The 25,582-nt window shown below is 36.0% G+C and carries 33 protein-coding genes; 19 read left to right on the forward strand and 14 right to left on the reverse strand.

The window, feature by feature from the left end:
- Positions 1–40 precede the first annotated feature (40 nt).
- Positions 41–910, reverse strand: a complete 870-nt coding sequence (locus Q5760_RS07490; RefSeq protein ID WP_428911579.1) for a helix-turn-helix transcriptional regulator — start codon at positions 908–910, stop codon at positions 41–43.
- Positions 911–992: 82 nt separating this feature from the next.
- Between Q5760_RS07490 and Q5760_RS07495 the strand changes: the two genes are divergently transcribed.
- Both Q5760_RS07495 and Q5760_RS07500 read left to right on the forward strand, forming a co-directional pair.
- Entirely contained in the window at positions 993–1,697 is a 705-nt protein-coding gene (locus tag Q5760_RS07495; protein ID WP_428911580.1) for a DUF4386 domain-containing protein, read from the forward strand.
- A gap of 238 nt (positions 1,698–1,935) precedes the next feature.
- Positions 1,936–2,166, forward strand: a complete 231-nt coding sequence (locus Q5760_RS07500) for a spore germination protein (RefSeq protein WP_428911581.1) — start codon at positions 1,936–1,938, stop codon at positions 2,164–2,166.
- Positions 2,167–2,921: 755 nt separating this feature from the next.
- Here Q5760_RS07500 and Q5760_RS07505 read toward each other — a convergent pair.
- From Q5760_RS07505 to Q5760_RS07520, 4 genes are read right to left on the reverse strand one after another with little or no spacing between them, the layout of a single operon-like run.
- Entirely contained in the window at positions 2,922–3,158 is a 237-nt protein-coding gene (locus Q5760_RS07505; protein ID WP_428911582.1) for a hypothetical protein, read from the reverse strand.
- Positions 3,159–3,216: 58 nt separating this feature from the next.
- Positions 3,217–3,450, reverse strand: a complete 234-nt coding sequence (locus Q5760_RS07510) for a spore germination protein (RefSeq protein WP_428911583.1) — start codon at positions 3,448–3,450, stop codon at positions 3,217–3,219.
- Positions 3,451–3,461: 11 nt separating this feature from the next.
- Positions 3,462–3,713, reverse strand: a complete 252-nt coding sequence (locus Q5760_RS07515; RefSeq protein WP_428912519.1) for a hypothetical protein — start codon at positions 3,711–3,713, stop codon at positions 3,462–3,464.
- A 23-nt stretch (positions 3,714–3,736) separates the two neighbouring features.
- A complete protein-coding gene (locus Q5760_RS07520; protein ID WP_428911584.1) occupies positions 3,737–3,871 on the reverse strand; it encodes a hypothetical protein in 135 nt (44 codons plus the stop codon).
- Between the two features lie 328 nt (positions 3,872–4,199).
- Here Q5760_RS07520 and Q5760_RS07525 point away from each other — a divergent pair, with 328 nt between their 5' ends.
- On the forward strand, positions 4,200–4,676 hold the full coding sequence (locus Q5760_RS07525) for an Hsp20/alpha crystallin family protein (RefSeq protein WP_428911585.1): 477 nt from the start codon (positions 4,200–4,202) through the stop codon (positions 4,674–4,676).
- Between the two features lie 66 nt (positions 4,677–4,742).
- Entirely contained in the window at positions 4,743–5,831 is a 1,089-nt protein-coding gene (locus Q5760_RS07530) for a hypothetical protein (RefSeq protein ID WP_428911586.1), read from the forward strand.
- 152 nt (positions 5,832–5,983) lie between these two features.
- Here the strand turns inward: Q5760_RS07530 and Q5760_RS07535 are convergent, their stop codons facing one another.
- Positions 5,984–6,232 carry a hypothetical protein gene (locus Q5760_RS07535; protein ID WP_428912520.1) on the reverse strand — a complete coding sequence of 83 codons (249 nt, stop codon included), beginning with the start codon at positions 6,230–6,232 and terminating at the stop codon, positions 5,984–5,986.
- A 371-nt stretch (positions 6,233–6,603) separates the two neighbouring features.
- Here Q5760_RS07535 and Q5760_RS07540 point away from each other — a divergent pair, with 371 nt between their 5' ends.
- Positions 6,604–6,702 carry a YjcZ family sporulation protein gene (locus Q5760_RS07540; RefSeq protein ID WP_428911587.1) on the forward strand — a complete coding sequence of 33 codons (99 nt, stop codon included), beginning with the start codon at positions 6,604–6,606 and terminating at the stop codon, positions 6,700–6,702.
- A gap of 32 nt (positions 6,703–6,734) precedes the next feature.
- Positions 6,735–6,869, forward strand: a complete 135-nt coding sequence (locus tag Q5760_RS07545; protein WP_428911588.1) for a YjcZ family sporulation protein — start codon at positions 6,735–6,737, stop codon at positions 6,867–6,869.
- 104 nt (positions 6,870–6,973) lie between these two features.
- On the opposite strand, the gene Q5760_RS07550 is transcribed toward Q5760_RS07545, so the two are convergent.
- Positions 6,974–7,744: a DUF2268 domain-containing protein gene (locus tag Q5760_RS07550; protein WP_428911589.1), complete on the reverse strand. Its 771-nt coding sequence runs from the start codon at positions 7,742–7,744 to the stop codon at positions 6,974–6,976.
- 204 nt (positions 7,745–7,948) lie between these two features.
- On the opposite strand from Q5760_RS07550, the gene Q5760_RS07555 reads away from it, so the two are divergent.
- The 6 genes from Q5760_RS07555 (at position 7,949) to Q5760_RS07580 (ending at position 11,816) form a co-directional block, all read left to right on the forward strand.
- A complete protein-coding gene (locus Q5760_RS07555; protein ID WP_428911590.1) occupies positions 7,949–8,164 on the forward strand; it encodes a hypothetical protein in 216 nt (71 codons plus the stop codon).
- Positions 8,165–8,236: 72 nt separating this feature from the next.
- The gene (locus Q5760_RS07560; protein WP_428911591.1) at positions 8,237–8,950 is read left to right on the forward strand and encodes a methyltransferase domain-containing protein; all 714 of its coding nucleotides are present in this window, start codon (positions 8,237–8,239) and stop codon (positions 8,948–8,950) included.
- Positions 8,951–9,002: 52 nt separating this feature from the next.
- Positions 9,003–9,440 carry an N-acetyltransferase family protein gene (locus tag Q5760_RS07565; protein WP_428911592.1) on the forward strand — a complete coding sequence of 146 codons (438 nt, stop codon included), beginning with the start codon at positions 9,003–9,005 and terminating at the stop codon, positions 9,438–9,440.
- Positions 9,441–9,574: 134 nt separating this feature from the next.
- Positions 9,575–9,937 carry a hypothetical protein gene (locus tag Q5760_RS07570; protein ID WP_428911593.1) on the forward strand — a complete coding sequence of 121 codons (363 nt, stop codon included), beginning with the start codon at positions 9,575–9,577 and terminating at the stop codon, positions 9,935–9,937.
- Between the two features lie 576 nt (positions 9,938–10,513).
- Positions 10,514–10,927 carry a hypothetical protein gene (locus Q5760_RS07575; RefSeq protein WP_428911594.1) on the forward strand — a complete coding sequence of 138 codons (414 nt, stop codon included), beginning with the start codon at positions 10,514–10,516 and terminating at the stop codon, positions 10,925–10,927.
- A complete protein-coding gene (locus tag Q5760_RS07580; RefSeq protein WP_428911595.1) occupies positions 10,905–11,816 on the forward strand; it encodes a reverse transcriptase domain-containing protein in 912 nt (303 codons plus the stop codon). The genes Q5760_RS07575 and Q5760_RS07580 overlap by 23 nt, the downstream gene beginning before the upstream one ends.
- 217 nt (positions 11,817–12,033) lie before the next feature.
- On the opposite strand, the gene Q5760_RS07585 is transcribed toward Q5760_RS07580, so the two are convergent.
- From Q5760_RS07585 to panD, 3 genes are read right to left on the reverse strand one after another with little or no spacing between them, the layout of a single operon-like run.
- Positions 12,034–12,744, reverse strand: a complete 711-nt coding sequence (locus Q5760_RS07585; RefSeq protein ID WP_428911596.1) for a class I SAM-dependent methyltransferase — start codon at positions 12,742–12,744, stop codon at positions 12,034–12,036.
- A 55-nt stretch (positions 12,745–12,799) separates the two neighbouring features.
- Positions 12,800–13,633, reverse strand: a complete 834-nt coding sequence (locus Q5760_RS07590; RefSeq protein WP_428911597.1) for a YheC/YheD family protein — start codon at positions 13,631–13,633, stop codon at positions 12,800–12,802.
- 4 nt (positions 13,634–13,637) lie between these two features.
- Entirely contained in the window at positions 13,638–14,024 is a 387-nt protein-coding gene (gene panD, locus Q5760_RS07595; protein WP_428911598.1) for an aspartate 1-decarboxylase, read from the reverse strand.
- 1,330 nt (positions 14,025–15,354) lie between these two features.
- Here panD and Q5760_RS07600 point away from each other — a divergent pair.
- The 4 genes from Q5760_RS07600 to Q5760_RS07615 all read left to right on the forward strand — a co-directional run bounded on the left by Q5760_RS07600 (position 15,355) and on the right by Q5760_RS07615 (position 18,118).
- The gene (locus tag Q5760_RS07600) at positions 15,355–15,639 is read left to right on the forward strand and encodes a FeoA family protein (protein ID WP_428911599.1); all 285 of its coding nucleotides are present in this window, start codon (positions 15,355–15,357) and stop codon (positions 15,637–15,639) included.
- Positions 15,608–16,327, forward strand: a complete 720-nt coding sequence (locus Q5760_RS07605; protein ID WP_428911600.1) for a FeoB small GTPase domain-containing protein — start codon at positions 15,608–15,610, stop codon at positions 16,325–16,327. The genes Q5760_RS07600 and Q5760_RS07605 overlap by 32 nt, the downstream gene beginning before the upstream one ends.
- The gene (locus Q5760_RS07610) at positions 16,299–17,696 is read left to right on the forward strand and encodes a nucleoside recognition domain-containing protein (protein ID WP_428911601.1); all 1,398 of its coding nucleotides are present in this window, start codon (positions 16,299–16,301) and stop codon (positions 17,694–17,696) included. The genes Q5760_RS07605 and Q5760_RS07610 overlap by 29 nt, the downstream gene beginning before the upstream one ends.
- Before the next feature lie 128 nt (positions 17,697–17,824).
- Positions 17,825–18,118, forward strand: a complete 294-nt coding sequence (locus Q5760_RS07615; RefSeq protein WP_428911602.1) for a hypothetical protein — start codon at positions 17,825–17,827, stop codon at positions 18,116–18,118.
- A 170-nt stretch (positions 18,119–18,288) separates the two neighbouring features.
- On the opposite strand, the gene Q5760_RS07620 is transcribed toward Q5760_RS07615, so the two are convergent.
- Complete coding sequence (locus Q5760_RS07620; RefSeq protein WP_428911603.1) at positions 18,289–19,104, reverse strand: ZIP family metal transporter; 816 nt, start codon at positions 19,102–19,104, stop codon at positions 18,289–18,291.
- 467 nt (positions 19,105–19,571) lie between these two features.
- Here Q5760_RS07620 and Q5760_RS07625 point away from each other — a divergent pair, with 467 nt between their 5' ends.
- Positions 19,572–20,927, forward strand: coding sequence for an MATE family efflux transporter (locus Q5760_RS07625; RefSeq protein ID WP_428911604.1), 1,356 nt, complete (start codon positions 19,572–19,574; stop codon positions 20,925–20,927).
- Positions 20,928–21,159: 232 nt separating this feature from the next.
- On the opposite strand, the gene Q5760_RS07630 is transcribed toward Q5760_RS07625, so the two are convergent.
- Entirely contained in the window at positions 21,160–22,113 is a 954-nt protein-coding gene (locus Q5760_RS07630) for an LCP family protein (protein ID WP_428911605.1), read from the reverse strand.
- 584 nt (positions 22,114–22,697) lie between these two features.
- Here Q5760_RS07630 and Q5760_RS07635 point away from each other — a divergent pair.
- Positions 22,698–23,372: a TerC family protein gene (locus Q5760_RS07635; protein ID WP_428911606.1), complete on the forward strand. Its 675-nt coding sequence runs from the start codon at positions 22,698–22,700 to the stop codon at positions 23,370–23,372.
- Between the two features lie 154 nt (positions 23,373–23,526).
- On the forward strand, positions 23,527–24,330 hold the full coding sequence (locus Q5760_RS07640; RefSeq protein WP_428911607.1) for a histidine phosphatase family protein: 804 nt from the start codon (positions 23,527–23,529) through the stop codon (positions 24,328–24,330).
- 98 nt (positions 24,331–24,428) lie between these two features.
- Here the strand turns inward: Q5760_RS07640 and Q5760_RS07645 are convergent, their stop codons facing one another.
- Together Q5760_RS07645 and Q5760_RS07650 are read right to left on the reverse strand one after the other, a co-directional pair.
- Positions 24,429–24,719, reverse strand: a complete 291-nt coding sequence (locus Q5760_RS07645) for a hypothetical protein (protein ID WP_428911608.1) — start codon at positions 24,717–24,719, stop codon at positions 24,429–24,431.
- Between the two features lies 1 nt (position 24,720).
- Positions 24,721–25,326 (reverse strand): FUSC family protein, encoded by a 606-nt coding sequence (locus Q5760_RS07650; protein WP_428911609.1) that lies wholly within the window; start codon positions 25,324–25,326, stop codon positions 24,721–24,723.
- Between the last annotated feature and the right edge of the window lie 256 nt (positions 25,327–25,582).

A 25,582-nucleotide genomic window follows, 5' to 3' on the forward strand; every position in this document is an offset into this window, starting at 1 on the left:
ATTCATGTTATTTTATCAGTGTGGTGAAATGGAGGGGGAATTAATCAACTAAGTCAAGCGGCAGTTTTTTGATTGGTGTATAAATGTGATAGTCTGAATCAAGCTCGTGTATATTATCAAAAACCTGAATAAGTTCGATATGTGAATTTCCCGTTTCCAGTTTAGATATTTTTAAAAATCTTGCATAGTCGGTACTTAAGACATCTCCTATGTCAAGGAGATCCCCATCATACTTGAACCTAGCACAAAAAAGTTGTGGGACATCGACTGTAAAATAATAAGGGTGATTCATCTGTATATCTTGGGGAATTCCGAACAAGACCTTGAAACGGGTGGAATTTGGTTGACAATCTGAATAAATGACATAGCAGGAACCGTTAACCGTTTCATCTATGTTTGCCAAAAGCATATTGGCATGCCAGCGAATCTTCTTTTTGTAATCATCCGTGCCTAGATCGACTTCAAAAGCAATCCCACTCACACTAATCGTTTCAAAGTCCATTAATGTAAAATCAGTAACGATATCCCCATTGAGATTTTTAATAGGTCTTTTTACGACAGAAGGGATCGGCATCTGTGATAGGGTCTTATTTTCTAATCTTAGAGAACTTGGGGTCATACCATAATGACGTTTGAATGCGCGCGTGAAGGAAGCCTGAGTGCCAAAGTTGAGTCGGTAAGAAATTTCTGTGAGCGAGAAGTGGGTGTCTTGAATGTATGTTAGGGCAGCATTCAATCTTCTCGATAGGATGTATTGATTTAAGGAACAGCCCATCATGGCCGAAAATAATCGATGAAAATAGTATTTGGACATGTTGAAAGTATTGGCAACAGACTCTATTGATAATGGTTCATGCAAATGGTTTTCAATATAGAACAAAGCATCCTCAACGATTTCACAATGGTCCATAATAACTCCTTAATTTTTAAAATATTTTGTCATTAGTATAACATAAGTCTCTTGTTATGTATTTATGAATGGAGGAAAAAGAATGACACGAGAGAGATGGAATGGAATGATCATTGGTCTATTGTATATTGTTGCTGCGGTTTCTTCTGTTATCGCAGTTGTCTTATATCAGCCGATTTTATCCGACCAATGGGTGATGTCTGTGGCAAATGGTTACGAACCAAAGATTTTGATGGGTGTGTTCAATGATCTTATTCTTGTAATGGCGGTTATTGGAACAGCGGTAATGCTCTTTCCTTATCTTCGCCATTGGAATGAGCATATCGCATTAGGATATCTTTGTTTTCGGTTCATGGAAGCTGTTTTTATTGCGATTGGTTTAGTGGGTATTTTAGGCTTATTGTATCTTTCAAGCTTCTATGAAACAGGTGAATTAAGTGATGTTGACCTTCAAGCTGTAGGTTTCATGCTGCAAAGTTTTCATCGTTGGACGTTTATGTTAGGTCCTAATTTGATGTTAGGCTTAAATACTGTTTTGTACAGCTATATATTTCTAAAAACAGGGTTAGTGCCAAAACCATTAGCGATATTTGGGATAATCACTGCAGTTATGGTATTTCTGGCTGGCATCCTAGATATGTTCGGGATCATTGTTCCTATTTCTACAGTCAAGGGATTCCTTGCCTTGCCAGTGGGTTTGTATGAAATGACGTTGGCAGTATGGTTAATCGTGCAAGGATTTCATAAGCAAAGCTTTATAGATTTGAAAGAAATAAGAAAAAGATAGTTATATAGTTTATATTATATTTTATAAGTAAAAGCGTTCATTTCCGGTACGATGCTTATTAAAACCTGTATTAAAAGAGTGACATTAAGGGTACTAGACATCTTCCAGTGTTTGGAAGGTGTCTAGTACATTATTTACGTTTCATATCCTTTTTTTATTTTTATTCCATCTTTGTCCATTTCTCAATTAGAAGGGTTGACATATTTTATTGTAAGAATACGCACTATAGGAGGTACTTATGTCAAATCAAATTAAGATTTATAATTTAGTTGTGAATGGTCTTACACAAAATGCAAACATTGATGTAGGAAGAAATATACAAAATAGTCACACGTCAAATTTAAAGTTATCTGGTGCAAATTTTTCAATGGGGAACTTTTCACCAGCTAAAGCTTTGATTAATACAAATGTCCAAGATCCTGATATTAGTGATCAAGGTCAAATTGGAAACCCATCATCAGCTGAATAGTTAATAATAATAGATTGAAAAAGAATTGGACGGAAAACGATGGACCAATTTCAAACATAGCATTTATCAATGAAGAACATCATTTTTGGTGTCAATGTATAGGGTACCGTCTTTTTGAATTTTTGCATAAGAAACATCAGAGATAGAATGGATATCAGAACGGATTAATTATGGAAACGCCATTTTTTTAACTCCTTATAATCGTATAAAAACACTCATGTCATATTGTTTCGATGGTTTAAAATTTAATACGTTTTTTATAAAAAAGGGGCATTATCGTTCATTATTTGATTAAGCACTCCTTTTTTTACTTTTAACTTTAAATCATACATATTAGCGGTTAAAAGAAATCTATTTACAATATGGGGATGTTGTTATATAACGGTTAATCTTTTATAATAAGGAAGTTGGATTTGATTATTTTAAATTATGAAACTCTTTTTTTATTTTTCACTTTATTACTCATTAGATTGAAAATACTTTTGGGGGGATTTATATGCCAAATTGGTTACATAACACAATAAATGTTATTTTATTAATTGTAAGTATGGGATGTGTTGCTAGTGGGATTGAATGGAAGTCTAGTAAAAAAACGAAGACCAACTGAAACAGAGCGCTTCTGTCTTCTCTAATTTTTTCTAGTGTATTTTTGCTGCAAAAAACCCCCAATTTGATGATTGTCTTTTTCCTCAAATTAGGGGATTTTTCTGTTTAGATATCTTTTTTCCATTACTTTAAAGAATTCTCCTTGTTTTTTACAAGACACTGTTTTTAATGGCGTTACTATCACTAACATCGGGATCGATAACTATTGCAGCTGGGACGGCTACTGGTGAAAGGTCTCCGTTTTGTTCTCCAAAGGCTTGATTTCGCTTATATGTGACGAGTTGATCAACTAATTGCAAGGTTCCCATATTTGATATGGCACCATTATCGATTGTATTGATTTTAAATCCAAGAATATTGATGACTCCTGGTGAAACAAAAAACATATGAAACACCCCTGTCTTTTCAGTTTTTCACAACTGTTCGTAACAAATGTCTTATAGACTATAGTAGGCTTGTTTTAACGGAGTTACTGTCAGAGATATCTGGATCTAAAACCGAAGAATTAGACAGAATCGTGGGAGAAAAATCTCCGTTTTGTTCTCCTATCCCTTGATTCCGTTTATAAGAAACAAACTGGTCCAAGTGTTGACTTGGACCGAGATTAACGACGGCTGCATGATCAATTGCATTAATCTTAATTCCTAAAATATTTAATGTTACAGGTGCAAATGTCATTCTTTTACTCCTTATGGATTCGGAAGATTAGCCGTTTCAAAAGAGGAATTTGAATCAATTTGATCCCGGTCATCGACAGCACTTCTCGTACCGATAAAATGGGTTCCATCCCCCATGTTTTGGCCTACCCCTTGGTTTTTTTTATCGGAATTATGCCATTCTGCTAATAAATTTTGCCCTACATTGATGGCGGATGCATTCTCAAATGAATTTACTTTAATGATATTGATATTAATATTAATGTACGGAACAGGTCCCACGATTTAAATCCTCCTACATACTTTAATCAAAGACGTTTATCAGTTGCCTTTTGTGAGAATGAATCCTCGACATCATGATCCATAGTAGCACTTGTTGTGTAGATTCTTAAACACTCATCCCCCAATTGCTGACCAAATCCTTGATTTTTTTTTGCCTTCACATTTCTGTTTTGTTTTAAGGTAGAACTAAAAGATATTGAACTACAATGATCTATGTTATTTAGTTTTATTTCAGTAATATTTACTTTCGTTGGTATAAAGAACATGACTTATTTATCCTTTCTTTTAACTTGAATATTTAACTATATGTTTGATCTCTAAAAAATATGTTTTTAGTCGAAGAAGTCTGGATGGACCTTGTAAATCCTAAGGTTTAAATTTAGGAGTGGACAAATTTTATGAATGATTTCATAAATGATAAATATCATTAATTATAAATGAAGAAATGGACCGTGTTTCATATTGAGCATTATAAGGGGATGATCCATCATGGATATGAATAAGATTTTACAATGGATGGATTTGGCAAAAAAATACCAAACTGGTGATTTTTGGGATGGAATATTTGAACAATCCTCCTTCGATGAATTTATGAAAAACAATACTGATTCACATCAATCGGGGGGAAATAATACGATGAAAATGGGGAGGGAACAGAAATTTCCTCCCATCGATATTTTCCTAACGGACGAAGAAGTTTTATTAATTGCGGAGTTGGCAGGTTATGTAAAGGAAAATATTCAATTATCTGTGTTAGGTACCAGCCTATTAATCAAAGGTACTAACCAGCAAATGATTTCAGGAGAGCCAGTGCAGCAAGAAAGATTTCACGGAGCATTTGAACGAGAGATCCAGCTCCCTGAACCGACGTATCCGAATCAAATTCGTGCAAAATTTAATAATGGGCTTTTATTTGTTTCATATAAACGGCAATTTTTGAAAGAAGAGCGCGTAAATATTGAGTAATCAACGGATCGGAAAATAAATAAATAAATTGATTTACTGTGGGGAGAGCGGATGCCTATAAAAGGGATGTTTAATCAAAAAGCCCAAAAGAAAAACGAGATTGAGTGGGAAAAGCAAATTTTAAGAATCAATACGCTTGAGGTTCAAATAAAAGGCTTATTAGAGTTTGAAAAGCAGATTCGAACAACCATGTACAGAGACAGCGTTGAAGAAAAAAAGGAGAAAGGACAAAAGAATCAGAGGCAAGATTCTCAAGGCCAAAATAGGGGGAACGTTCAGAAATTTGATGACCTAAACAAAAAATTAGAAAAACTGGGACAAAGGGTGTACCAGTTGGAACATTCTATAGAAGAAAAAAGAACATTTCCCACAAATCCCCTTCTAAGTGAAGTGGAAAATAAAGTGGATAAGCGCTTAATTCCTTTCATCGAACAAATTTTAGAAAAAGAAGCCATTCATCTCCAAATAGAAAAACAGATGGTTGAGAAAATACAAGCTTTAGAAAATCAAATTTCGATGCTCAATGATCATGTAGCGAATTCAAAAATAGACGATCATCGAGAGATGCCAGCTGAAGATTTTTCAACACGTGAACCTTCAAATGAGAAAATGGCTGAGAGGGAAGTCTTTTATACGCAGATTGACATGAGAGTTCAACTCTTAGAACATAATTTATTGTTGGTAAATGAAGTCCAGTCCGGGTTGTTGAAAAGGCTCGAGGAACTAAGTGAAAAAAGTGATATACTTATGAAACATTTGAACGAAACAGAGGATGCTATGAAGGAGAAGGAACCTATTTTTAAAACACTTTATGTAGATAAGCTATATTTAGATAAATATGAGCAAAATAATAATTTTGCACAGCTAGGCATTAAAACGTTAAGTGGTGCTTTAAATATTGGTGCAACATACGGGAAAGAAGCGATTCCCAAGAAAGTCACGGAGCAAGTAAAAGAGGATATGGACAAAATGAAGGAAATGAAAGAGGAGATGGAAAATAGTCAGCCCAGTACGGACAAGCCAGATGACACTCAGCATGATGATTCATCCTCAGAGGCAGCAACCCACCCATCTGAAGAAAACCTTCCATATACGGATATTGTTATTGAAGATGACGAGTCTTCCTTTGGAGAGTCTAATAAAAAGGGCTTCTGAATTCCCAGAAGCCCTTTTTTTAGCATTTTATAAATTCCTGATTTCTACAAGGAGACTTTTGTGAGGTTTAGACAAGTTTGAGTTTGTACCATTTTAGTCCATAAGGAATGATAAAAAGCTTGAAATGATGCTTTAATGTCCTACCTAATGCCTCACCACCAGAATCCGAGTAAAGCTATTCCGGCTATTGCACCTAAGGCTATTCCTGCGCCGAAGCCCCAACCCCAGTATCCATAACCAAATCCACCTAAGTTTCTTCTAGGTCCCAGCGGTCGAAGATAGACTCTGTTTCCACCAACACGATGTATAATCCCTCTATGGACTCTTCCATCACGGGTTCTGATTTCAACAGCCCTACCTCTGTATCTGTTACATAAACCATGATAATAACCAATTGACATACGTTTTTCCTCCATTCGAATTTGTGTACAAGATATCTTATGCGATTCATTTAAAATCGGAATGGACAAACATACAAGGTTTATAGAACTTCCTGAACGTGAAAGCCCACTGCATTGCTGTGGTAGCAGTTAACTAAAAGGCTTAGACATGATTAAAGGAAACATAGACATCTAAGTTGTTTTACCATTGTGTATTGAGAGTGTATTTAATTTTTATACTGAATTTCTTCTCCTGAAGTATAGTACACCTTTTAAAGGTTTTTTTATTGAGCTGAAATTACTTTAAGCCCAAAAATAAAAAGTTAGGGTTTTATCCAATCAAATCACCCTGTAATGACATAGTCTATGTTATAACGTTGGAGGTGATAGATATGGGCGGAGCTGGAGTTGGCTATGGATCTGGATTTGCTTTGTTAGTCGTATTATTTATTCTGCTTATCATTATTGGAGCTTCTTGGTGGGGCTACTAAGATTTAAAAATAACAAGTTAGGAGTGTTATAAATGGGCTTTGGATGTGGATATGGTGGTTATGGATATGGTGGCTATGGATATGGCGGAGGCTATGGCGGAGGATTTGCGTTAATCGTTGTTTTATTTATCCTTCTCATTATTGTTGGTGCCGTAATTTGGAACTAAAATAACCATTAAACAAAAAAAGGGTGTCGGGATTGTACCGGCACCCTTTACTAATGAAGTAAAGAACCAATTGGTTTTGAAAAAATTCTATTCATGAACTTATCTCAAAGAGAAAACTGTGCAGGTTCGGTGGATAGTACATCTTTTGATGTGAGATGATGAATGGCCATGTATTTTTTAACCAAAAAATAACCAACTGAGTAACCCGCCATTTTTGGGTATAAGGCTGATCCATATAGTATCTCATGGTGTTTAGGGTCTGTTTTTAAAATAGTACGGTTTGGGGCCATAAATTTTTCCCACATGATTTGCAATTCTTTATCGGTATAGTAAGAGGTCCAAGATGACATAAACTTTTCCCCAATTCTTTCTCTTACGGCATTTTCAGCTAAACCCTCTAAAATAATGGTATCTAATAATGTGTAGTCGTCTTCAACTTTTGAATAATAGGTCAACCGACAAACATGGTTGTATTCATGGGTTAGTAATGATCTTATTTCCGCTTCATGGTTCTCCTCCGAGATAAACAAAAATATTTTATCCTTAAAGGATAAACCGGCCTTCCCGTTAAATTCCTTTTTCATTATTTCGTTCCGTGTATCGGAAGGGAAAATAAAAATGGGAATATCTGGCCCTTTCCACAATTTTTGAAGGATCTGCACTTCATGTTGAACGATTTCCCAGACTTGTTTTCTTTGTAACTTTGTTATTTGATCCTTTCCATTTGTTAGAGGATCGTACATACCATGTAGTAATAAATAATCATAAATCTCAGAGGCATAAACACCATCAAAAAACAATCTTAATTTTTCACAAATTTCTATGGGTCTATTATATGATTCTAACAACCATTTATCGGTTTCAATTACGCTCATCTCAACACTCCTAGCATCCTTCATTTTAATAAAATATGCACAATGTAACATGAAGTGACCGTATTAATTCGATCCCGACCCTATAAAAACGTGTAGGATGAAAATACCAATTTTATAAAATTAAATGCTAAATACAGGGCGGATACCCTAACCCAAATCTACTTTTTGAATAGGATATACCGATTACAAAAGGAGGTATTTATCATGTTTCCATTGAGACCTAGACGCCCATTCCCACCACGATATAGGCATCAAAGACAAATGTATCATCGTAAAAATCCAACAAAGCCAAATATTTTTTCAGAAATTTACGATACGGTAGGGAATTTAGATGTAGAGAAGATGAAAAATACTGCTGAAAGTTTAAAACAACTTTATAGTGAGATCAGTCCCATTTTTACTAAAGCGAATAAAAAATAAAATGGTTACTGCATCATGTTGTAGAGAAAAAACTTTGTGAAAATAAAATTTTAATAAAAGATGGGGAAAAGAGTGAAATACACATATCTTGATTGTTTGGCACAATTCGGTGTTGGAGGTGCCCATCCCGGCGGTCTTTCACTGACTAAGGAAATGTTTTCAAAGGAACAAATAGACGAAAAAACGACCATTCTCGATGTTGGGTGTGGTACAGGACAAACGTCTGCCTTTTTAGCAGAAAAATATAAATGTAAAATGACCTGTTTAGATCATAATGAAATGATGTTGGAAAAAGCGACAAAACGATTTCGATCTAAAAATCTTCCTATCGATGCTAGGCTTGGGACGATCGAAAATTTACCATTCGGTGAGAAGTCATTTGATTTGGTTCTATCTGAATCGGTAGTCGCATTTACAGATATCCGTCAATCCCTTTCTGAGTTAATAAGAGTTTTGAAACCAAATGGTGTCTTATTGGCTATTGAAATGGTTCTTGAGAAACCACTATCTGAGAAAGAACAAACTTCAATAATGGAATTTTATGGAGTTTCTCGAATTCTAACGGAGTCTCAGTGGAATTCCTATTTACAAAAAGCCGGTTTTCATCAAATAAAGATAGAGAAATCTCAAATGACGTTGGAACAGCCAGAATTTGAAAATACTACTGATTTTTACCTTTCTGAACAGTTGGATGAAGAGCTGTATGATATCCTTGACCACCATGAACAATTAACCAAAAAATATCAAAATGTACTAGGCTTTCGTGTGTTTAGATGTTGTGTTTAACATGTAAAAAGCACTCGGTTAAACCACAACCATAAAGGGGTTGGAGCAGAGGATGACGATAAGAAAAGCGACATATCAAGAAACCGAAGAGATTTTCAACTGTTCTCTGAATGTATTCAAGGAATCCACAATGGGATTGATCGATGTAAAAGAAACTCAAGAGGTTCCACTAATTTCGTCCTTTTTAGAAGATGGTGGTTATTACCTTGTTTATTCAGAAAATAACGTCATCAAGGGCTGGATCGGTATCGCTAATACATGCAGCTATTATGGTGGTAAATGGGTTGGCGTGATCACAGAAGTATATGTTCTTCCGGAATATCGAAGGAAAGGAATCGCACGACAGTTGTGTGTGGAAGGGATTAATAAGTTGCAAGAACAGGGTATTCATAAAGTCCAGTTACAAGTATTTACAGGCAATTTTGCCAAACAACTTTATCAAAATCTTGGTTTCAAAGTAGTATCAACATTAATGGAGAAAGAGATTTGATTTTTCATAATTGACTTATTCTTACCTTTATAGACGAAATGGTTCAAACGTAATAAAGGTTTTACAAAAACTGGTAGCAGAAAAACTTGTCTATGAATAAGCTGTAAAGGTATAAAAATAGAGGAGGGCGCTTCATGCAACCATATATAAATCAAAATACTATTTATAACGAAAGGGATCATGAACATCATCATGATCATCACCATGATCATCACCATAAGTGCAGAAAGCATTTATATCAATTTATTCAAGTGGAATTAAATGATGGTACTATTTATCAAGGGATTCTTCATAGCTATGACAGAGAGAAAATGTATATTCTTATGCCAAAAATGCATCTTGAGCATCATCATCACCATCACCATGAGTTTATGCATATGGAAGATGAGAGTAGCAGTAGTAGACAGTTCTTTCCTTTCTTTGGACCATTTGGATTGTTTGGTTTTCCATTCTTTGGAGTTAGAAGGTTTGGCCCATTTTTCCCGTTCTTTATTTAAATATAACAAAAAAGACTTGCGAGCTCAGCAAGTCTTTTTATCTTCGCGTGCCCAGCAAGCCGTTAATTGCTAGTTGGTGAAAGTCCAACCTGAGTAAGTACCAAGACGCTCAGTAGCTGACAGGCAACTGGTGAAGAAATTCTAAGGTTGAAGCCCTGTGACAAAGTAACTCCCTAGCGGAGTGCGAGCAAACTAACAGGTTGTAACATAAAGTGAATTCTGCCGTCTCGTCAAAAGAACCTACCTACGGTAGCCAAAGAGAAGTCGAGCCTTGGGATAATGGGCGAAGACCATGGAAGGTGTGAAGATCTTGGAATAGCAGCACCGATGAATCTCTCGGGGTATGGGGAGCGACATGTTAGTAAAGTAGTTAGCGGAACTGGGGATACCCTCCTTGTCACTTTCTAACGAAAGTAAAGCAGAAACCTATAAGTGCAAACGAAGTGGTGGATGGATGAGAGGGAGTCGGAGGGGGTATAGTACCATTAATGACAATGACAACACAACATTGTCTAGGGAAGGACGGCGCAAGCCATTACCCTACTTCGTTCATATGTCAGAAGGAGGTAAGAGTCAGTGAATGTCAGGAAAATGACTAACTACACCAATAAAGTAAAAGCTCAAGAACTCTGGAAGACGTTATATCTTTGTGCCAAGGAATGTCCAACTCGAAGATTTCACGCTTTATATGACAAAATCTATCGTCCTGATATTCTATGGGAGGCATGGCAACGTGTGAAGCGAAAGAAAGGAAGTGGAGGTGTCGATGGACAGACGATTGAACAAATCGTCTTGGAGTACGGGGAAAAGAAATTTATGAACGAGCTCTATTTGGAACTAAAGGAGAAGCGTTATCACCCTAGTCCAGTCCTAAGAACCTATATTCCAAAGGATGATGGAAAGAAACGTCCATTAGGAATTCCAACTATTAAAGATCGGGTCGTACAGATGGCAACGAAAATGGTTATTGAACCAATATTCGAGGCCTGACTTTCATGACTGTTCGTTTGGTTTTCGTCCAAAGCGAAATGCCCATCAAGCGATGGCAAAGATAAGAAAAGCCAGTAAGAAATGTTTTTGGGTAGTAGACGTCGATATCCAAGGATATTTCGATAATATTAATCAATACAAGTTGATGAAAATATTAGAACAAAGGATTAGTGATCGACGGGTTTTAAAGCTTGTTCGAAAATGGCTAGAGTCAGGCATAATGGAGGAAGGCAAAATAAGAAATCCAATTACTGGTACACCGCAAGGTGGTGTAATTTCACCTCTTTTAGCTAATATCTACCTAAATACAATGGATATGCTTTGGGAGAAGAAGTTCAAAGACTTGGGTGAACTCATAAGGTATGCGGATGACTTCGTCATTATGTGTAAAACCAAACAACAAGCACTTGAAAGTATAAAGGTCATCCAATCAATAATGAGGAAACTTGACCTTACTATTAATAGAAATAAATCGAGACTAGTTAATCTGTGGAATGACATAGATGGTTTCGATTTTCTAGGATTTCATAATCGGAAGTTTCCAATCAGACGAAAAGGTGGAAACACGTTATATGTCATGTCACATATACCTAAGAGGAATGCGATGAAGAAAATGCGTTCTAAGATTAAAGCCTATACAGAACCAAGGAATAAATTATACTTGGATATCAGAGAGTTAGTAAAAGGGCTAAATAGGAAACTGCAAGGTTTCAAGAATTACTATCTTATCTCGGCTCACGCAAAGAAATGGCTAAATAGAATCGACTGGTATGTATTAGAACGACTTACCTTATTTCATAACAAAAAGAGAAATAATCGTAAGAAACATGGAAATTTAAAGGATGTAAGAAAAGAAGTGAAACATATATTAGTGAAATTAGCTAGTTAGACGCTGTAAAGCCAAGGAAAGAAGAACGTCGGAAAGCCGTATGAAGGAAAACTTCACGTACGGTTTGATGAGGAGGAGCTGAAAGTAAAAGAGATAGCAAAAGCTATCCCTTTGAAATCAGTTTCTTACTCTACATTTAAATATCGTTCAAAGTTTAATTTAGTTACACAAGAAAGGACCGCAATTTTTTTGCGGTCCTTTAAGGATTTCTAAGCAACTATTTTGTACAAGAAAATACCCGATAGTCTAAAATTCCGTGATATTTGCCCATTATATAGAAATGTTGATTCATGATGGTGTACAGTTCAGGCTCAATATAATCTGAATATAAGAATTCTGGTGTCACATTTTGTTGTAAGATTGATTGTGTCTGCTTACGACTTTCTATCCCTTTAAATCCTGTTTGTTGTAGTAAAGTAAGCCAGTCTTTTTCCATTAGTAAGGAATCGACTCCATAAAATTGGGTAATTTCCTTCGTATGGCTTGGATGAAGATGTTGATTAATGATCAGTTCATTTGCGATAAAACGACCCCCACTCTTTAATAATCGAAAAATTTCAGTTAGAGATTTGGGTTTATTGACAAAAGAAAGAACAGATTCAGAAATAATATAATCAAATGTTTCATCTGTTAATGAACAGTTCTCGATCGATCCTTGGATAATTTTAGCCGGTAATTGGTTTCTGGTCATTCTCGATCTTGCTTTTTCGACCATAATTGGATTAATGTCTATTCCGGTTACGATGGCTCCGTATGTTGCGGCTAAATAAGCTGCACTTTGACCAGTGCCACACCCAACATCTAGGATTCTTGTTGTAGGGGTGATTCTTTCATACCTGAATAGTTCTTTTGTCAGGTCAATGCCCCCTGGATGGGCACCACCAACACCAAACTTAGACAAGAAGTCTAAATAGATTGGCATTTTCATTGTAACCACCTTCTGACATAAATTTAAATAATAGAAAATAAATAGAAGGTCTAGATCAATCTGTTTTTTTACTTTTTTCCGTTAAATAAGCTTCAAATGAATCAATCATATGCCTCATCCAATTTTCATAAATTTTAGCTTTATGTTGGATGATTTGATTATAGGAGGTTTGGTCAGGAAGAAGGGAAAACAAATAGGGATCGGGACAGCCCTGGGTATCATCTGTATTTACCTCAATAATCCATAGGTTTCCATCATGATCTAATCCAAAATCAATTCCGACTTCCGTGAAAAAATGGTATTGATCTAGCATATGGCAAATATCCATGGAGATGGTCTTTAATGTATCTATGGAAAAGGGTTGGTTTGGAAATAGTGCAGAGATCACTTCATCGGTCGGTTTAACGGTACCATTACTAATTTCAATATTGGAAACGATGGATCCTGCCCCGCCAATTCTTACTAAATTACCCCCATATAACCAAGAACCATCCATCTCCTTATATAAATGAGACCTTATATCGAATGGTTGATTGTCATATCGAATAGTAGGGATTCCTCTTTGTATGATGATGTTTGTATCCTGGTAAAACTCTCCAATTTGATGATAGATTTCATTAAAGTCATCAAGAATGACAGAATCTTTTCCTTGAACCCTCCAAATATAGGAGTTCTCATTTAGTTGAAGGGTACTGATATCCGTTCCACCCCAAGAGGCAATTGGCTTTATATAAAGAACGGGATATTTCATCAGCATAGATGACAAGGATTCTGTTGAATATAATTGGGTTTCAGGGATTTGTACGTTTTTTACGGGGTGACGTATTAATAATTTATACATCTCCCATTTGTTAATAAACTCTCTGTTTGGATCCACAATAGGTGACAATGTACTAATCCTCCCATGATTCCATCAATGGGTTTTCGACAACCTTATTGATTTGATTATGACCATCTACATAAGCTACTTTTGTCTTTAACTGTTTGATTTCTTCCTCCGTAAAGATACCAGTACTTAAAATAATGACAATGTCATCTTTACGAAAAAGATGTGCAGGAGGACCGTTTAAACAAATAACACCCGAATGTGACTCCCCAGGAATGGCATAGGTTTTCCAGCGGGCTGCATTCCGGAGATTGGTAATTTGAACGATTTCATAAGGCAAGAGATCGACTGCTTTCATAAGTTCCTTATCGATTGTAATGCTTCCTGGATAATCTAAATCCGCTTCAGTTACAGTAGCTCTGTGGATTTTCCCTTTACACATATAACGTTGCATCTGATACCTCCAAAATTTGAACTTTTATCAACTGTATATGAAGTTTTAGAATATAATGTGTCTGGCAATGAAGAAATCGTGAAAAATACCATAAAGAAAAAATATATCAAGGTTCCAGCCGGTTATGACATATTGTAGTTAGTAATTTAATAGAGACTGGTACTTTTTGTTTTTATAAAAAACGTTAGAAAAGGGGTAAGGAAACAATTCGAGGAATCAGAGGATTCTACAAATTAGCAGATATGTATGATTTTTACGAAAAAACAACCTAAAAATGACATGAACGATACTCTAAAGCAGTTATTTGAATAATTTAATACTATTCTACATTTTTGATGCTGAAACAATGGAATTAGTTTATGACAGTGGAAAAGAGTTCAAAGAAATGACAAGTAGGGGCATTTTTGTGAATTTTCGATAATATGGACAAAAGTTTGTACCAATAATTCCATTTTACAACGTTTATTTTATGTGTTATGAAGCGACGCCTTCATTCAGTATCAACACTAAGAATTCATTGTTTGATGAAAGACTACTGAATTCTTCGTGTTTTTTTAAGGTTATTCACGAAACCTTCAAAGTTGATTTCCTCTGTTTCATTAAATTCCAATATAAAACCTTTCTCTCGCTTTTTATATTCCACGGTTGCTTCCTCTTTCACGATGTTTTTTAACTAATTTTTCGTAGTTAGCTAGTTAAGTGGTAATCAGTATGATGCATGCATAAAAATCATCTTATGTATTCTGAAATTAACTGTGATTGAATTGCCTATATTTGAAATAAAAAATATAGGCTAAGTTGCTTTATATACATTCATTATAGAGACAAGCCTTTTCGATAAATCGAATTCTCGGATGTTTTAAAGTCCTTATTTATGAATAGTGTAGGTTCCATTCAACCTGAAAAAAGGCATTGAAAAACACATTAAGTGAATAAAAAAAAGTTGCATGGGTTAAATAGAATTTAAGTATTGAATTTTTGTTGGTCAAAGGAAACATTTTGAAGATGGAAAATATAATACAAATAAAGTGAGTTGATTTAAAAATGTATCTATCTAAACGGATCAAAAAAAAGATTATTGTAAATGCCTATCTATATAAGGTACTAGGTGTGATAAACGAAGAGGATTATCATTCTATTGTTAATAAGATTCAGTCAAATCATAGCAAATAAATTCAATCAGAAAGTGAGGGTCCATAATGAACTGTAGGTAAATGTACATTTTTTTACCTTTAGTTTTTCCCTAGGGAAACATTTATGCTTAAGGGGAAATTTTGATTTAGGTCCATTACATGATTAAGGTAAAAATAATGAGGTGGGGGAATAAAACATGAATTTGTCCAAAGTGTTAAAGTCACTTTCTGACTGTTCAAAAGGAGAGCGCTTTGTCATCCAGGAATTAGAACTAGAAGGAGTTATGAGAAGAAGATTATTAGATTTAGGTTTTGTAAAAGGGGTAGAGGTATTGGTGCTTCAAAGAAGTCCATTAGGAGATCCAGTAGCATATCGGGTTAGCGGCACAACGGTCGCTCTTCGGAAAGAGGAAAGTTCAAAAATACTGGGTGAAATTAGGAGGGACCCAAGTGATAGTACATCGAATAGCTTTAGCAGGTAACCCGAATACTGGGAAAAGTACCTTGTTCAATACTTTAACAGGATTAAAGCAGCATACAGGAAATTGGCCAGGAAAAACGGTAGCTCATGCAGAAGGGACATTTCAACATCAGGGGCAAGAGTATCTGCTCATTGATTTACCCGGTACTTATTCTTTGTTTTCTAATTCAACGGATGAAGAAGTAGCTAGGGACTACATTGTATTTGAGCAGCCAGATGTGACATTGGTTGTGGTAGATGGTACATCAATGGAACGAAATCTAAATCTAGCCCTCCAAGTTTTAGAGATGACCGGTCATGTCATCATTTGTATTAATCTTATGGATGAAGCAGAGAAAAAAGGGATTGTGATTGACGAAGAAAGACTATCGTCTAAGCTTGGTGTTCCTGTTGTAAAGATATCAGCACGAAATAAAAAAGGAATTCAATCTTTACTTGATACTATAGCAAGACTGTTAAGAGGGGATATTCAAATAAAGCCCTATCGATTGACCTATCGACCGGAAATTGAAGAACAAATCAATAAATTAGAACCTATCGTTCGTGAGTTGATAGGTGATGGATATCCATCAAGGTGGGTCGCACTGAGACTTCTAGATGGAGATGATGCTTTGCTGAAGAAAATCCACGAACAAATAAAGAGTAAAGGAAGTAATCCATATGAATTTGGAAACATCCTCCATTCATAATTCATTAGAAAGTTTAATAGATGAGGGGAAGTCTAAACTAAATACAGCTATCAGGGATGAAATTGTAAGCAGTATTTATGATACAAGTAAATCGTTATGTAAGGAAGCGGTAAGTTATCAAAAAGAAAAACCTAACCGATCGGATACCTTGGATTCTATATTCACTTCTCGAATCTTAGGCTTTCCTATTATGCTGCTCATGCTTGGTGTCGTATTTTACATGACCATTGCAGGTGCAAATATTCCATCTTCCATGCTTGCTGAGGGTTTTGGCTGGGCAGAAGGTAAACTAACAGTAGGCTTTCAAGCTATCCATGCACCCCAATGGCTGCACGGAGTTCTAGTTCTTGGATTGTTTAGAGGAACAGGCTGGGTGATAAGCGTCATGCTGCCACCAATGACCATTTTTTTTCCGATTTTTGCTTTGCTAGAGAATTATGGCTACTTGCCAAGGGTAGCCTTTAACATGGACCGTTTATTTAAACGGGCTGGTGGGCATGGAAAGCAATCACTCACCATGGCAATGGGCTTTGGATGCAATGCAGCAGCCATTTTATCTACGAGAATTATTGAATCACCAAGAGAGAGGATGCTGGCGATCCTTACCAATAACTTTGTCCCATGTAACGGAAGATGGCCCACGTTGATTTTACTTGCCTCACTTTTCATGACAGCTGGTTTTGCCGGTGCGGGGGGCGCATTAGCAACAGCAGGTATATTAATGGGATTTGTCCTTCTCGGAGTAATTGTTACTTTAATGGTATCATGGGTACTCTCTAAAACGGCTTTAAAAGGGGTTCCTTCTCATTACACACTGGAACTTCCTCCTTTCAGAAGGCCAAAGATTATAAACACCATAGTAAGAGCAAGTATTGATAAAGCTTGGAATGTCTTAAAAAGAGCAGTCATAGTAGCGGCTCCAGCATCCATTATTACATGGATTTTAGCTAATGTGTTTATTGGCGATATAAGTATATTAATGTATTTGATTAACTTCCTAGATCCATTTGGAAAGGCATTGGGATTAGATGGATTCATCATAGCCGCCTTTATCCTAGGGTTACCTGCCAATGAAATTGTGGTTCCTATCCTCATCATGGCCTATTTATCTCAAGGGTCTATGCTAGAAATTGAGGATTTAGGGAAGTTAAAGCAAGTGTTTATCGACCACGGATGGACCTGGTTAACGGCTTTGAATATGATGTTGTTTTCGCTATTGCATTATCCGTGTGGAACAACACTAGTGAATATTTATAAAGAAACCAAAAGTAAGAAATGGACCTTTATGTCATTTGCGATCCCAACAGCTATTGCCATTGGTGTCACATTCATTACAGCTACTGTTGCTAGGTATTTTGGCTGGGTTTAGGAAACTAAAAAACGATGAATATATTTTGAAAGCTGCCAAATCATGGCAGCTTTCGCGCATTTTAAGGGTAGTGATTTTGAATATTATTATCAATTAGGAGGGAGACAACGTAAGTTCAAAAGCAAAAATTGTCACGAAATATAGAGGTACAGATTAAAGTTAAGGAAAGCCAGATAAAAGATAAGATTATGGAGCATGGAGAATTATTAGCTACGCTTTTAAGTGGCCTCTTAATTTTCGGTAGCTGGCTATTAAGCAAAGCAGAAATCAATACTGCTTCTACTATCTTATATATCTTGGTGTTCTGTATCGGAGGTTTTGCCAAAGCTAAGGAAGGTTTGGAGGTGTATACAAGCCGCTTTTGGTGGAATAAAGCTCTGTCGTATCTATTAAAATCGTATTCTCTTTGTTTCTCCTGCTAGTCTTATACATCCGATTGCGAAGTTTTTTTATAAGATTCAATGAGATCACCTCTAATAAATTTTTATGATTCAACGAAATGGATATATATGTTCTTTTGGAGAAGAAACAAGGGGAGATTTGATGGAAGAAGAGGAAACGGGAGAACCGTCTCCAGTTTTTAAAATTTTAGTTAACCCAATGCGACATCAAGGATCATCATCAATACAAAACCAACCATTAAACTCATAGAAGCAAGATCTTTATTGCCTTTTTCTTGCGAGCTTGGAATAACTTCCTCTGCTACTACAAAAATCATCGCTCCAGCGGCAAAGCTCAATGCATAAGGTAGTAATGGTTCGATAAATGAAACAGCCAAGGCACCAATGACGGCAGCGATCGGTTCAACCATACCTGAAAATTGTCCGTAGAAAAAGCTTTTTCTGCGAGACATTCCTTCACCTCTTAGAGGCATTGAAACAGCAACACCTTCTGGAAAGTTTTGAATTCCGATTCCAAGTGCAAGGGTCAAGGCACCGGCTAAAGAAGCTTCTGTTCCACCATTTGCTAGTGCTCCGAAGGCAATCCCGACAGCTAACCCCTCTGGGATATTATGAAGGGTGATGGCTAGTACCAACAATGTACTTCTTTTTCTTTCTTTATGATATAACCCTTCTGCTTGGCTACGAGGAGTATTAGGGTGAAGGTGAGGCAATATCTTATCAATGCCCCATAAAAATATCCCGCCTAATAAAAATCCAAATGCTGCTGGAAACCATGCTCCTATGGCGTTGTGCTCGGACATTTCGATCGCTGGTCCTAGTAAAGACCAATAACTGGCTGCAATCATTACACCTCCAGCAAATCCTAGCATACTATCTAATAATCGTTGGCTTATGGTTTTAGTTGCAAAGACTAGCGAGGCCCCAAGCGCAGTCATTCCCCACGTAAATAAGGTAGCGATAAATGCTTGAGTGATTGGATTGAAATTTTGAAAAAAGTGAACCATAAGAAGGACTCCTTTATCTTAAACTAAATTTGATTAGGTAAAAAATTTTTATCATAGGAAACATTTTAGTCTTAAGTAAAAAAATAGTCAATTTTTACATTCTGCCTAGCGCAACTATTGTTGAAAGTAAATTTTTTGCAATTTGATTATGTTGTTTAATGGCTATTAATCTCTTATAATATAGTAGTTAATCGTAAGTATGGATATGTTCCAGTAAAATTCAATGGATATCTGACATAAAACTGAAATAAACTTTTTATTGTTTTTACTAAAAGCTCATCAGCTTTATATAGTAAAAAAACCCCCACTTTGGTGGCGAATTGCTACCAATTGGGGGATTTTCTATTATTTATCATTTTTTAGTCGTTTCAATGCAGAAATAGATGATAAAGGAACCATCCAGAAACTGGGAATTGACTGAATTCTACAGTTTTCGTAACAAATTTAAGTAAAGAAGGGGAAAATGCTTGACCACAGAAAATAATAACTATCAAGATCAATCACTTTTTAGCATCACATGGCCTCTTTTCATTGAAATCTCTCTTCATATGAGTATGGGAATTATTGCTACATTAATTTTAAGTAGTTATTCGGATAATGCCGTAGCGGGAGTTGGTGTAGCTAATCAAATTACGAATATCTTTATTTTAGTTTTCAACGTTATTGCCATTGGGGCTACCATTCTAATTGGTCAAAATTTAGGTGCTAACCAATTGGACCGGGCGAGACAACTTGCTAGATCTGCATTTGGGGTTAATGTTTGGGTTGGGATCGTCATGACGATCATTGTTGTTTCTTTTAGTGGTGGATTTTTAAAATTTTACGGACTTATTGGTGAGGTTTATGACTTTGCTTACACCTTTCTTACCATCACAGGATTATCTCTTTTCCTTGAAGCAATCTCTTTAGCTTTAAGTGCGGTTTTACGGAGCTATGGGCATACTAAAGAAACGATGATTGTTACGGTTATGATGAATGTTATAAGTGTTTTCGGTTTTTTCATTGCCATTAAAGGCTGGTTCGGACTCCCCGTTACAGGAGTGGCTGGGGTTGCTTTTTCCATTATCGTTGCAAGAGTCTTCATTATTGTAGCTCTTTTTTATTTTGTATATAAAAAGCTCCATATAAGACTGTATATTAAAGATATATTTGTCATCAATAAGTCTGATGTGAAGGGTCTACTCTCAATTGGAGTTCCATCTGCTGGAGAAAACCTCTCCTACCAATTTTCACAAGTGGTTATTACAGGTTTTATTGCCTTTTTAGGGGATGCATCATTGGCAGCCCGTATGTATATTTTTAATATATCCATGCTTTGTTTTCTCTTTTCAATGGCAATTGCCCAAGGAACACAGCTATTAATTGCACGATATATGGGAGCTGGAAATTATGATCGTGCATTAAAGCGAGGACTTAGAACTTTAAAAATAGCCATGATGGTTTCAACATTATTTTCCCTTGCAGTTGCGTTCATTGGCGAGCCTACATTAACTGTTTTTACAAAAGATCCAGCGATCATTGCTGTCGCTCTTCCTGTGCTTTGGGCCATTGTATTCATTGAACCGGGTCGAGCTATGAATATTGTACTCATGGGCTCTTTAAAATCAGTTGGGGATGTAAGATTTCCTGTTGTGATTGGCATTATCTGCATGTGGGGAGTAGCTGTTCTCTTTAGTTACCTTTTCGGAATCACATTGGGCATGGGACTATTAGGAGTATGGCTTGCACAAGGGCTAGATGAATGGATTCGTGGATTTTTTGCATTAAAACGCTGGGTTTCAAAGCGTTGGGCCAGGAAAAAGACTCTGCAAAAGGTTAGTTGATCAGGTGGTTCAAAAGGGAGCTGCTTTGGACGATACTCAAAGTTTTTTAAAATGGTAAAAACAATAACGTTTGGTGCCATTTAAAATGATCGACACCCAATTTTTAGTCGATTCTAACAATTGGGTGTATTTCTCTTGTGATAAAATCTTCATTTAATGAGCTTGAGGGTGTATTTTAAAAAAGAAGAGAAGTGGGTATGGGTGTACCTTCTAACTTTTATCCAATAAGCTGTCAGTCTTGCAAACTTTCATTTTCTCCTAGAAATTCTTTCAGTCTTTCTTTATTTTGTTCAAAGTCCACTTCCAACACCTCGCCAATCCCTTCATAACGATTATTCTCAAAACTATCATCTTCAGGGATTCGTAATGTGTCGATCTCTCCACCTTTTTCCGTTAATACATCTTTTCCAATTTTTAAAAGAGTAGAAGGTTCCAAGTTCGTATCCACGTGTGTATGTAAAAGGCCTAATAGTTCAGGAAGTTTCTTCACACTATTAAAACTCGCCACTTCTTCCGATAATTTCGAGATGACTTCTTGCTGCCGTTGTACCCGTCCGAAGTCACTTAAACGATCCTGACGAAAACGAACAAATCCTAATAACTCTTTTCCATGCAGTACTTGTGTTCCTTGTTCGAGCGTCATCCCTATTCCTGCGGTCATTTCATATGGGACTTCCACCTCAATTCCATTTGGAGCCAGGAGGTCGACCGCCTTCTCGAAACCCTGGAAATCAATTGTTGCATAATAATGAATATCTAGTCCGAAATTTTCTTTGATCGTTTCTCTTAGTAAATCTGGACCTCCCAATGAATAGGCAGCATTTAATTTTTGTTTACGATGATCTGGTATCGATACATACATATCGCGCATGAGTGAAATCAGCTTTATTTTGTGAGTTTGCGGGTTATAATGGGCAACCATAATGGTATCCGTTCTCGCTTGTTCTTCGCCGCGTGAATCACTTCCTAATAGAAGGACATTAAACGGATCTGTTTTATGGTTAGTTTTCTCTCCTTGAAACGATTGATTGGCTTCTACTTTTTTTAGCGGTTGGTTTAGTGCTTGTATTGTAGTTCCAATGTAATCAATCACTTGAACAAGTCCAACCATGAAGATTCCGATGAAAAAGAGTGCTCCAAAAATTCTTCCCCATCGAACTTTAACTTTCTTTTTCGACCGTGCCAATTTCGCACCACCTAATCTATATAATGAATACTTTGTAACTCGATTTATGATCTAACCTGCTTAGTTAGGTAAGCAAAATATAATGAGATTTGACTAGTTTAAAATCTATTGAAAGATCATTATTCCATATTTAGATTTCAACTTATCGCCATTATGATTACATTTTTTCAAAATTTTGGTTACATTGCATTTCAAGGAAGTGGAATGAAATGGTCCATACATCTCAACGAAAAAGGTTTAATGGATTCCATAAATTCTTTGAGACTTTGGGAGCAGGTGCGATAAAAGTTTAAATAAAGTGAATGAGAATGGGTATATAAGATCACTAGGATAGTTACGTTTAGGACATATTCTTAAAAGAACCTGTATATAGTTAATGTAAACAAATGGAATGGGCGAGGGAGTTTGCCAAAATTATCGAGACACTCATGACTTCTACTAGAAAAGGAACATTATTTCTGGTAGAAGTCTGTTTTTTTTAGAATAACTTTTTAAATGGCTTGGGGTGGTTATCGGGAATAATTAAGTGCATTTCCTTTCTGCTAAAGAGAAAGGGAAGCTATCTTCATTCAGGAGGATTTGTTTTGACTGATATTTTAAAGATTTTTTTCATGAACTTCATTAACGATCTTGATAACCTTCTAATTATTACTACGGTCATTCGCAAATATGGTTATACGGTAAAAACATTATTTATTTATATTGTGGTCTGTCTTACCTTAAGTCGAACACTTTATGTACTGGTGATTCATTCGTTAGTGGATTTTCCAAGTTTACGCTTCGTTACAGGAATGATCATCCTAAGTTTGGCCGTTCGGTTAGCATGGTCCATTGAAAAGGACAAAAGAGTCAAAATCATTCCAAACATATCGATTTTTCAAATGATGTTGATTGTAATGGCTACTGATTTTTCGATTTGTTTGGATAGTGTCATCATAACTTCAGAGCTATCATCAAATCCTTCTTTTATAGCGATAGGAATTGGTTTAAGTGTTTCAACCCTTTTTATTCTATATAGATCGTTCACAGATTTGTTAGGAAACACCTCATGGATACAAGTTATAGCCAGCGGATTAATAGCACATATGGCTATTTTAAGCATTGTTAAAGATCCGATCACCAAAACTCCACTTGTATTTATTGAAAAATACTTAGAAATACATATGAATAATTGGATAAACGTTTTTGCGTTAGACGTGGCAATCATCATCATGATTATGGGGGTATTAAGAAGGATGCAAAACCGATCATCTTTATAATTGAAAAAGTACTTCTGAAAATATAGGATATTAGTCTTTAAAGCAGGTATTTATAAAAAGCTTGTATGGATAGGATAACTCTATTAACTTTGAACAAACTAAATTTATTAACTACTTAATTGGGTTTGTCTTATAAAAGGAGTTGGAATACAAGTTGAGAAAGAGGCTACCTATTGCGTTTCTGTCTGTCATGATGCTTTGCTTCACTATCTTTGTAAATCCGATTTATGCCAAAAATGGAGATACAACGATAAGTAAAGCGGCAGTTAATCAAAATGATTCTGGAATCGTGACCATTTACCTGATACGTCATGGTCAAACCATTTTGAATCTTCATGACCGTGCCCAAGGGTGGGCGGATGGACCACTCACATCTTCTGGTGAAGAGTTAATTAAAAGAGTAGGAAGAGGGTTAACAGATGTATTGTTTGTTGGAGCTTATTCGAGTGATAGTGGGAGAGCGAGACAAACAGCAAAATTGATTTTAGGCGAAAATCAAACGAACGCAAAGGATTTGCACCTTATTGAAAACCAAGGGATACGTGAGGTCTATTTCGGGAAATTTGAAGGAGAGAAAATGGGCGTACTTTGGAAGTTGGCGGCAAATCATTTAGAACTAAGAAATGAACGGGAATTTTTCACAAGAGTCGATCATCCCTATAAAGAGTTAATTAAAATTCTTTCAGAATTGGATGAATCAGGTGAGGCGGAGAGTTATCAGGAATTAACAGACCGTACCTTTAAAGGATTTAACGAAATTGCGGAACAGGTCTATAAAAATGGCGGTGGCGATATTTTGGTGGTTTCCCATGGGATTACCATTAACGCTATTCTTGAAAAAATAGATGAGAGTAAAGTGCCAAAGGAAATTTGTAAAAACGGCAGTGTGTCAAAGCTTGAATTTGATGGGAAGGATTGGAAAGTAAAAGAAGTCAATGAAATGAAATATGCACAATAACTGACCCTTGCGCGTGATTTGCGCAGGGGTTTTTTGACAGCTTGACTGTTTTGGAAAAATATCCTCAAAAAATAATTCAAGGATAAGGGCTAAAAAGGTTATGGAAAAAAGACTGGGCGTGAATTTTTTTTAAGTGTTTCGATCAGATGCTGTGCATGCCAAATTGCCGGGATATGATATTTATAATTTATTGCAGTTTCAATAAAACTTAGTTCGGGAAAATGTATTCCTTCATTCCAATTACGGAGTGAAGTTTCTAATAAGGAATAATTTTGGACCCAGGCTTGTCTGCATTCTGTTGTTAATGAACCCGTTTGACTCCATTCATCGATTATCGTAAATAAAAAAAGAATATCATCATTTATTTTATTCAATGTTTTTAACCGCATTTCACCATTGTGGAGTTGAAATTGGCTTTTGTGTGCAAAATGGGTTAAATTTCAAACTTAATTTTGCTTTTTGGATTTGTTTTTCTGATTCCAGTAACTTTTGATGGATGTGATTAAATTGTTGATGGATTTCGTTTGGTTGAGATGCTCCTATATTAACCCAAGCAGACAAGGATTTAAGGCTGTCCGCAAACTGAAGGGGTAATGGGTCAATGTATTGAATAGCCCTTTTTGTAAAATTGGGTGGATATACATATTGCAAAATAAGGGCTACTCCTACGCTAATAAGCGAATCTCGAATTCCATCAAATCCATAACCGTGTAATTTATGTTCAAATTCAAGTACAAGTAAGACACTGAGGGCAATTTGATGAAGGGTGGTTCCGTTGGCTCTTAAGAAAAATGGAATAATCAGACTGACTAACATAACAACCGCTATAGATAAGCCGTTGGCATGTAAAGAAGATGCTAGAAAATATACAGATACACCTCCGATGATTGTTCCTAAAATTCTAGCTATACCAAATCTAATGCTTTTAAAAAGAGTGGCCTGTAAACGAAGAATAAGTGATATAGGACCTAAATATGGATATTTGGAGCCGAACAAAATGGACAATTCCTATGAAATGGCTGAACCGATCACCATTTTAAGGATGAGGATCCATTTCTCTAGCCCAGTTAGCTTTATTTTATTCACCTTAATCCCCCTGCTGAAAAATCATGCTCCCTTAGTTTGCTTTTGGTTATGTTTATTTATACTTACGTTAGATTGAAGTTGGCTATCAGGAAAGGCAACTTTGAAAAGAATGATGGTACACATGTCATAAAGACTTTCAATAAAAAAAAGCCGAACGCTAATGGTA

Origin of the sequence: Niallia sp. Kr1 (assembly GCF_050389805.1) — a bacterium.
Taxonomy (GTDB): Bacteria; Bacillota; Bacilli; order Bacillales; family Cytobacillaceae; genus Bacillus_BD.

Bases quoted from the DNA above. Each gene is read 5' to 3' on its own strand.
- Q5760_RS07490 (WP_428911579.1), bottom strand. From the start codon at position 910: ATGGACCATTGTGAAATCGTTGAGGATGCTTTGTTCTATATTGAAAAC.
- Q5760_RS07495 (WP_428911580.1), top strand. From the start codon at position 993: ATGACACGAGAGAGATGGAATGGAATGATCATTGGTCTATTGTATATT.
- Q5760_RS07500 (WP_428911581.1), top strand. From the start codon at position 1,936: ATGTCAAATCAAATTAAGATTTATAATTTAGTTGTGAATGGTCTTACA.
- Q5760_RS07505 (WP_428911582.1), bottom strand. From the start codon at position 3,158: ATGTTTTTTGTTTCACCAGGAGTCATCAATATTCTTGGATTTAAAATC.
- Q5760_RS07510 (WP_428911583.1), bottom strand. From the start codon at position 3,450: ATGACATTTGCACCTGTAACATTAAATATTTTAGGAATTAAGATTAAT.
- Q5760_RS07525 (WP_428911585.1), top strand. From the start codon at position 4,200: ATGGATATGAATAAGATTTTACAATGGATGGATTTGGCAAAAAAATAC.
- Q5760_RS07530 (WP_428911586.1), top strand. From the start codon at position 4,743: ATGTTTAATCAAAAAGCCCAAAAGAAAAACGAGATTGAGTGGGAAAAG.
- Q5760_RS07535 (WP_428912520.1), bottom strand. From the start codon at position 6,232: ATGTCAATTGGTTATTATCATGGTTTATGTAACAGATACAGAGGTAGG.
- Q5760_RS07540 (WP_428911587.1), top strand. From the start codon at position 6,604: ATGGGCGGAGCTGGAGTTGGCTATGGATCTGGATTTGCTTTGTTAGTC.
- Q5760_RS07545 (WP_428911588.1), top strand. From the start codon at position 6,735: ATGGGCTTTGGATGTGGATATGGTGGTTATGGATATGGTGGCTATGGA.
- Q5760_RS07550 (WP_428911589.1), bottom strand. From the start codon at position 7,744: ATGAGCGTAATTGAAACCGATAAATGGTTGTTAGAATCATATAATAGA.
- Q5760_RS07555 (WP_428911590.1), top strand. From the start codon at position 7,949: ATGTTTCCATTGAGACCTAGACGCCCATTCCCACCACGATATAGGCAT.
- Q5760_RS07565 (WP_428911592.1), top strand. From the start codon at position 9,003: ATGACGATAAGAAAAGCGACATATCAAGAAACCGAAGAGATTTTCAAC.
- Q5760_RS07570 (WP_428911593.1), top strand. From the start codon at position 9,575: ATGCAACCATATATAAATCAAAATACTATTTATAACGAAAGGGATCAT.
- Q5760_RS07585 (WP_428911596.1), bottom strand. From the start codon at position 12,744: ATGAAAATGCCAATCTATTTAGACTTCTTGTCTAAGTTTGGTGTTGGT.
- panD (WP_428911598.1), bottom strand. From the start codon at position 14,024: ATGCAACGTTATATGTGTAAAGGGAAAATCCACAGAGCTACTGTAACT.
- Q5760_RS07600 (WP_428911599.1), top strand. From the start codon at position 15,355: ATGAATTTGTCCAAAGTGTTAAAGTCACTTTCTGACTGTTCAAAAGGA.
- Q5760_RS07610 (WP_428911601.1), top strand. From the start codon at position 16,299: ATGAATTTGGAAACATCCTCCATTCATAATTCATTAGAAAGTTTAATA.
- Q5760_RS07620 (WP_428911603.1), bottom strand. From the start codon at position 19,104: ATGGTTCACTTTTTTCAAAATTTCAATCCAATCACTCAAGCATTTATC.
- Q5760_RS07645 (WP_428911608.1), bottom strand. From the start codon at position 24,719: ATGCGGTTAAAAACATTGAATAAAATAAATGATGATATTCTTTTTTTA.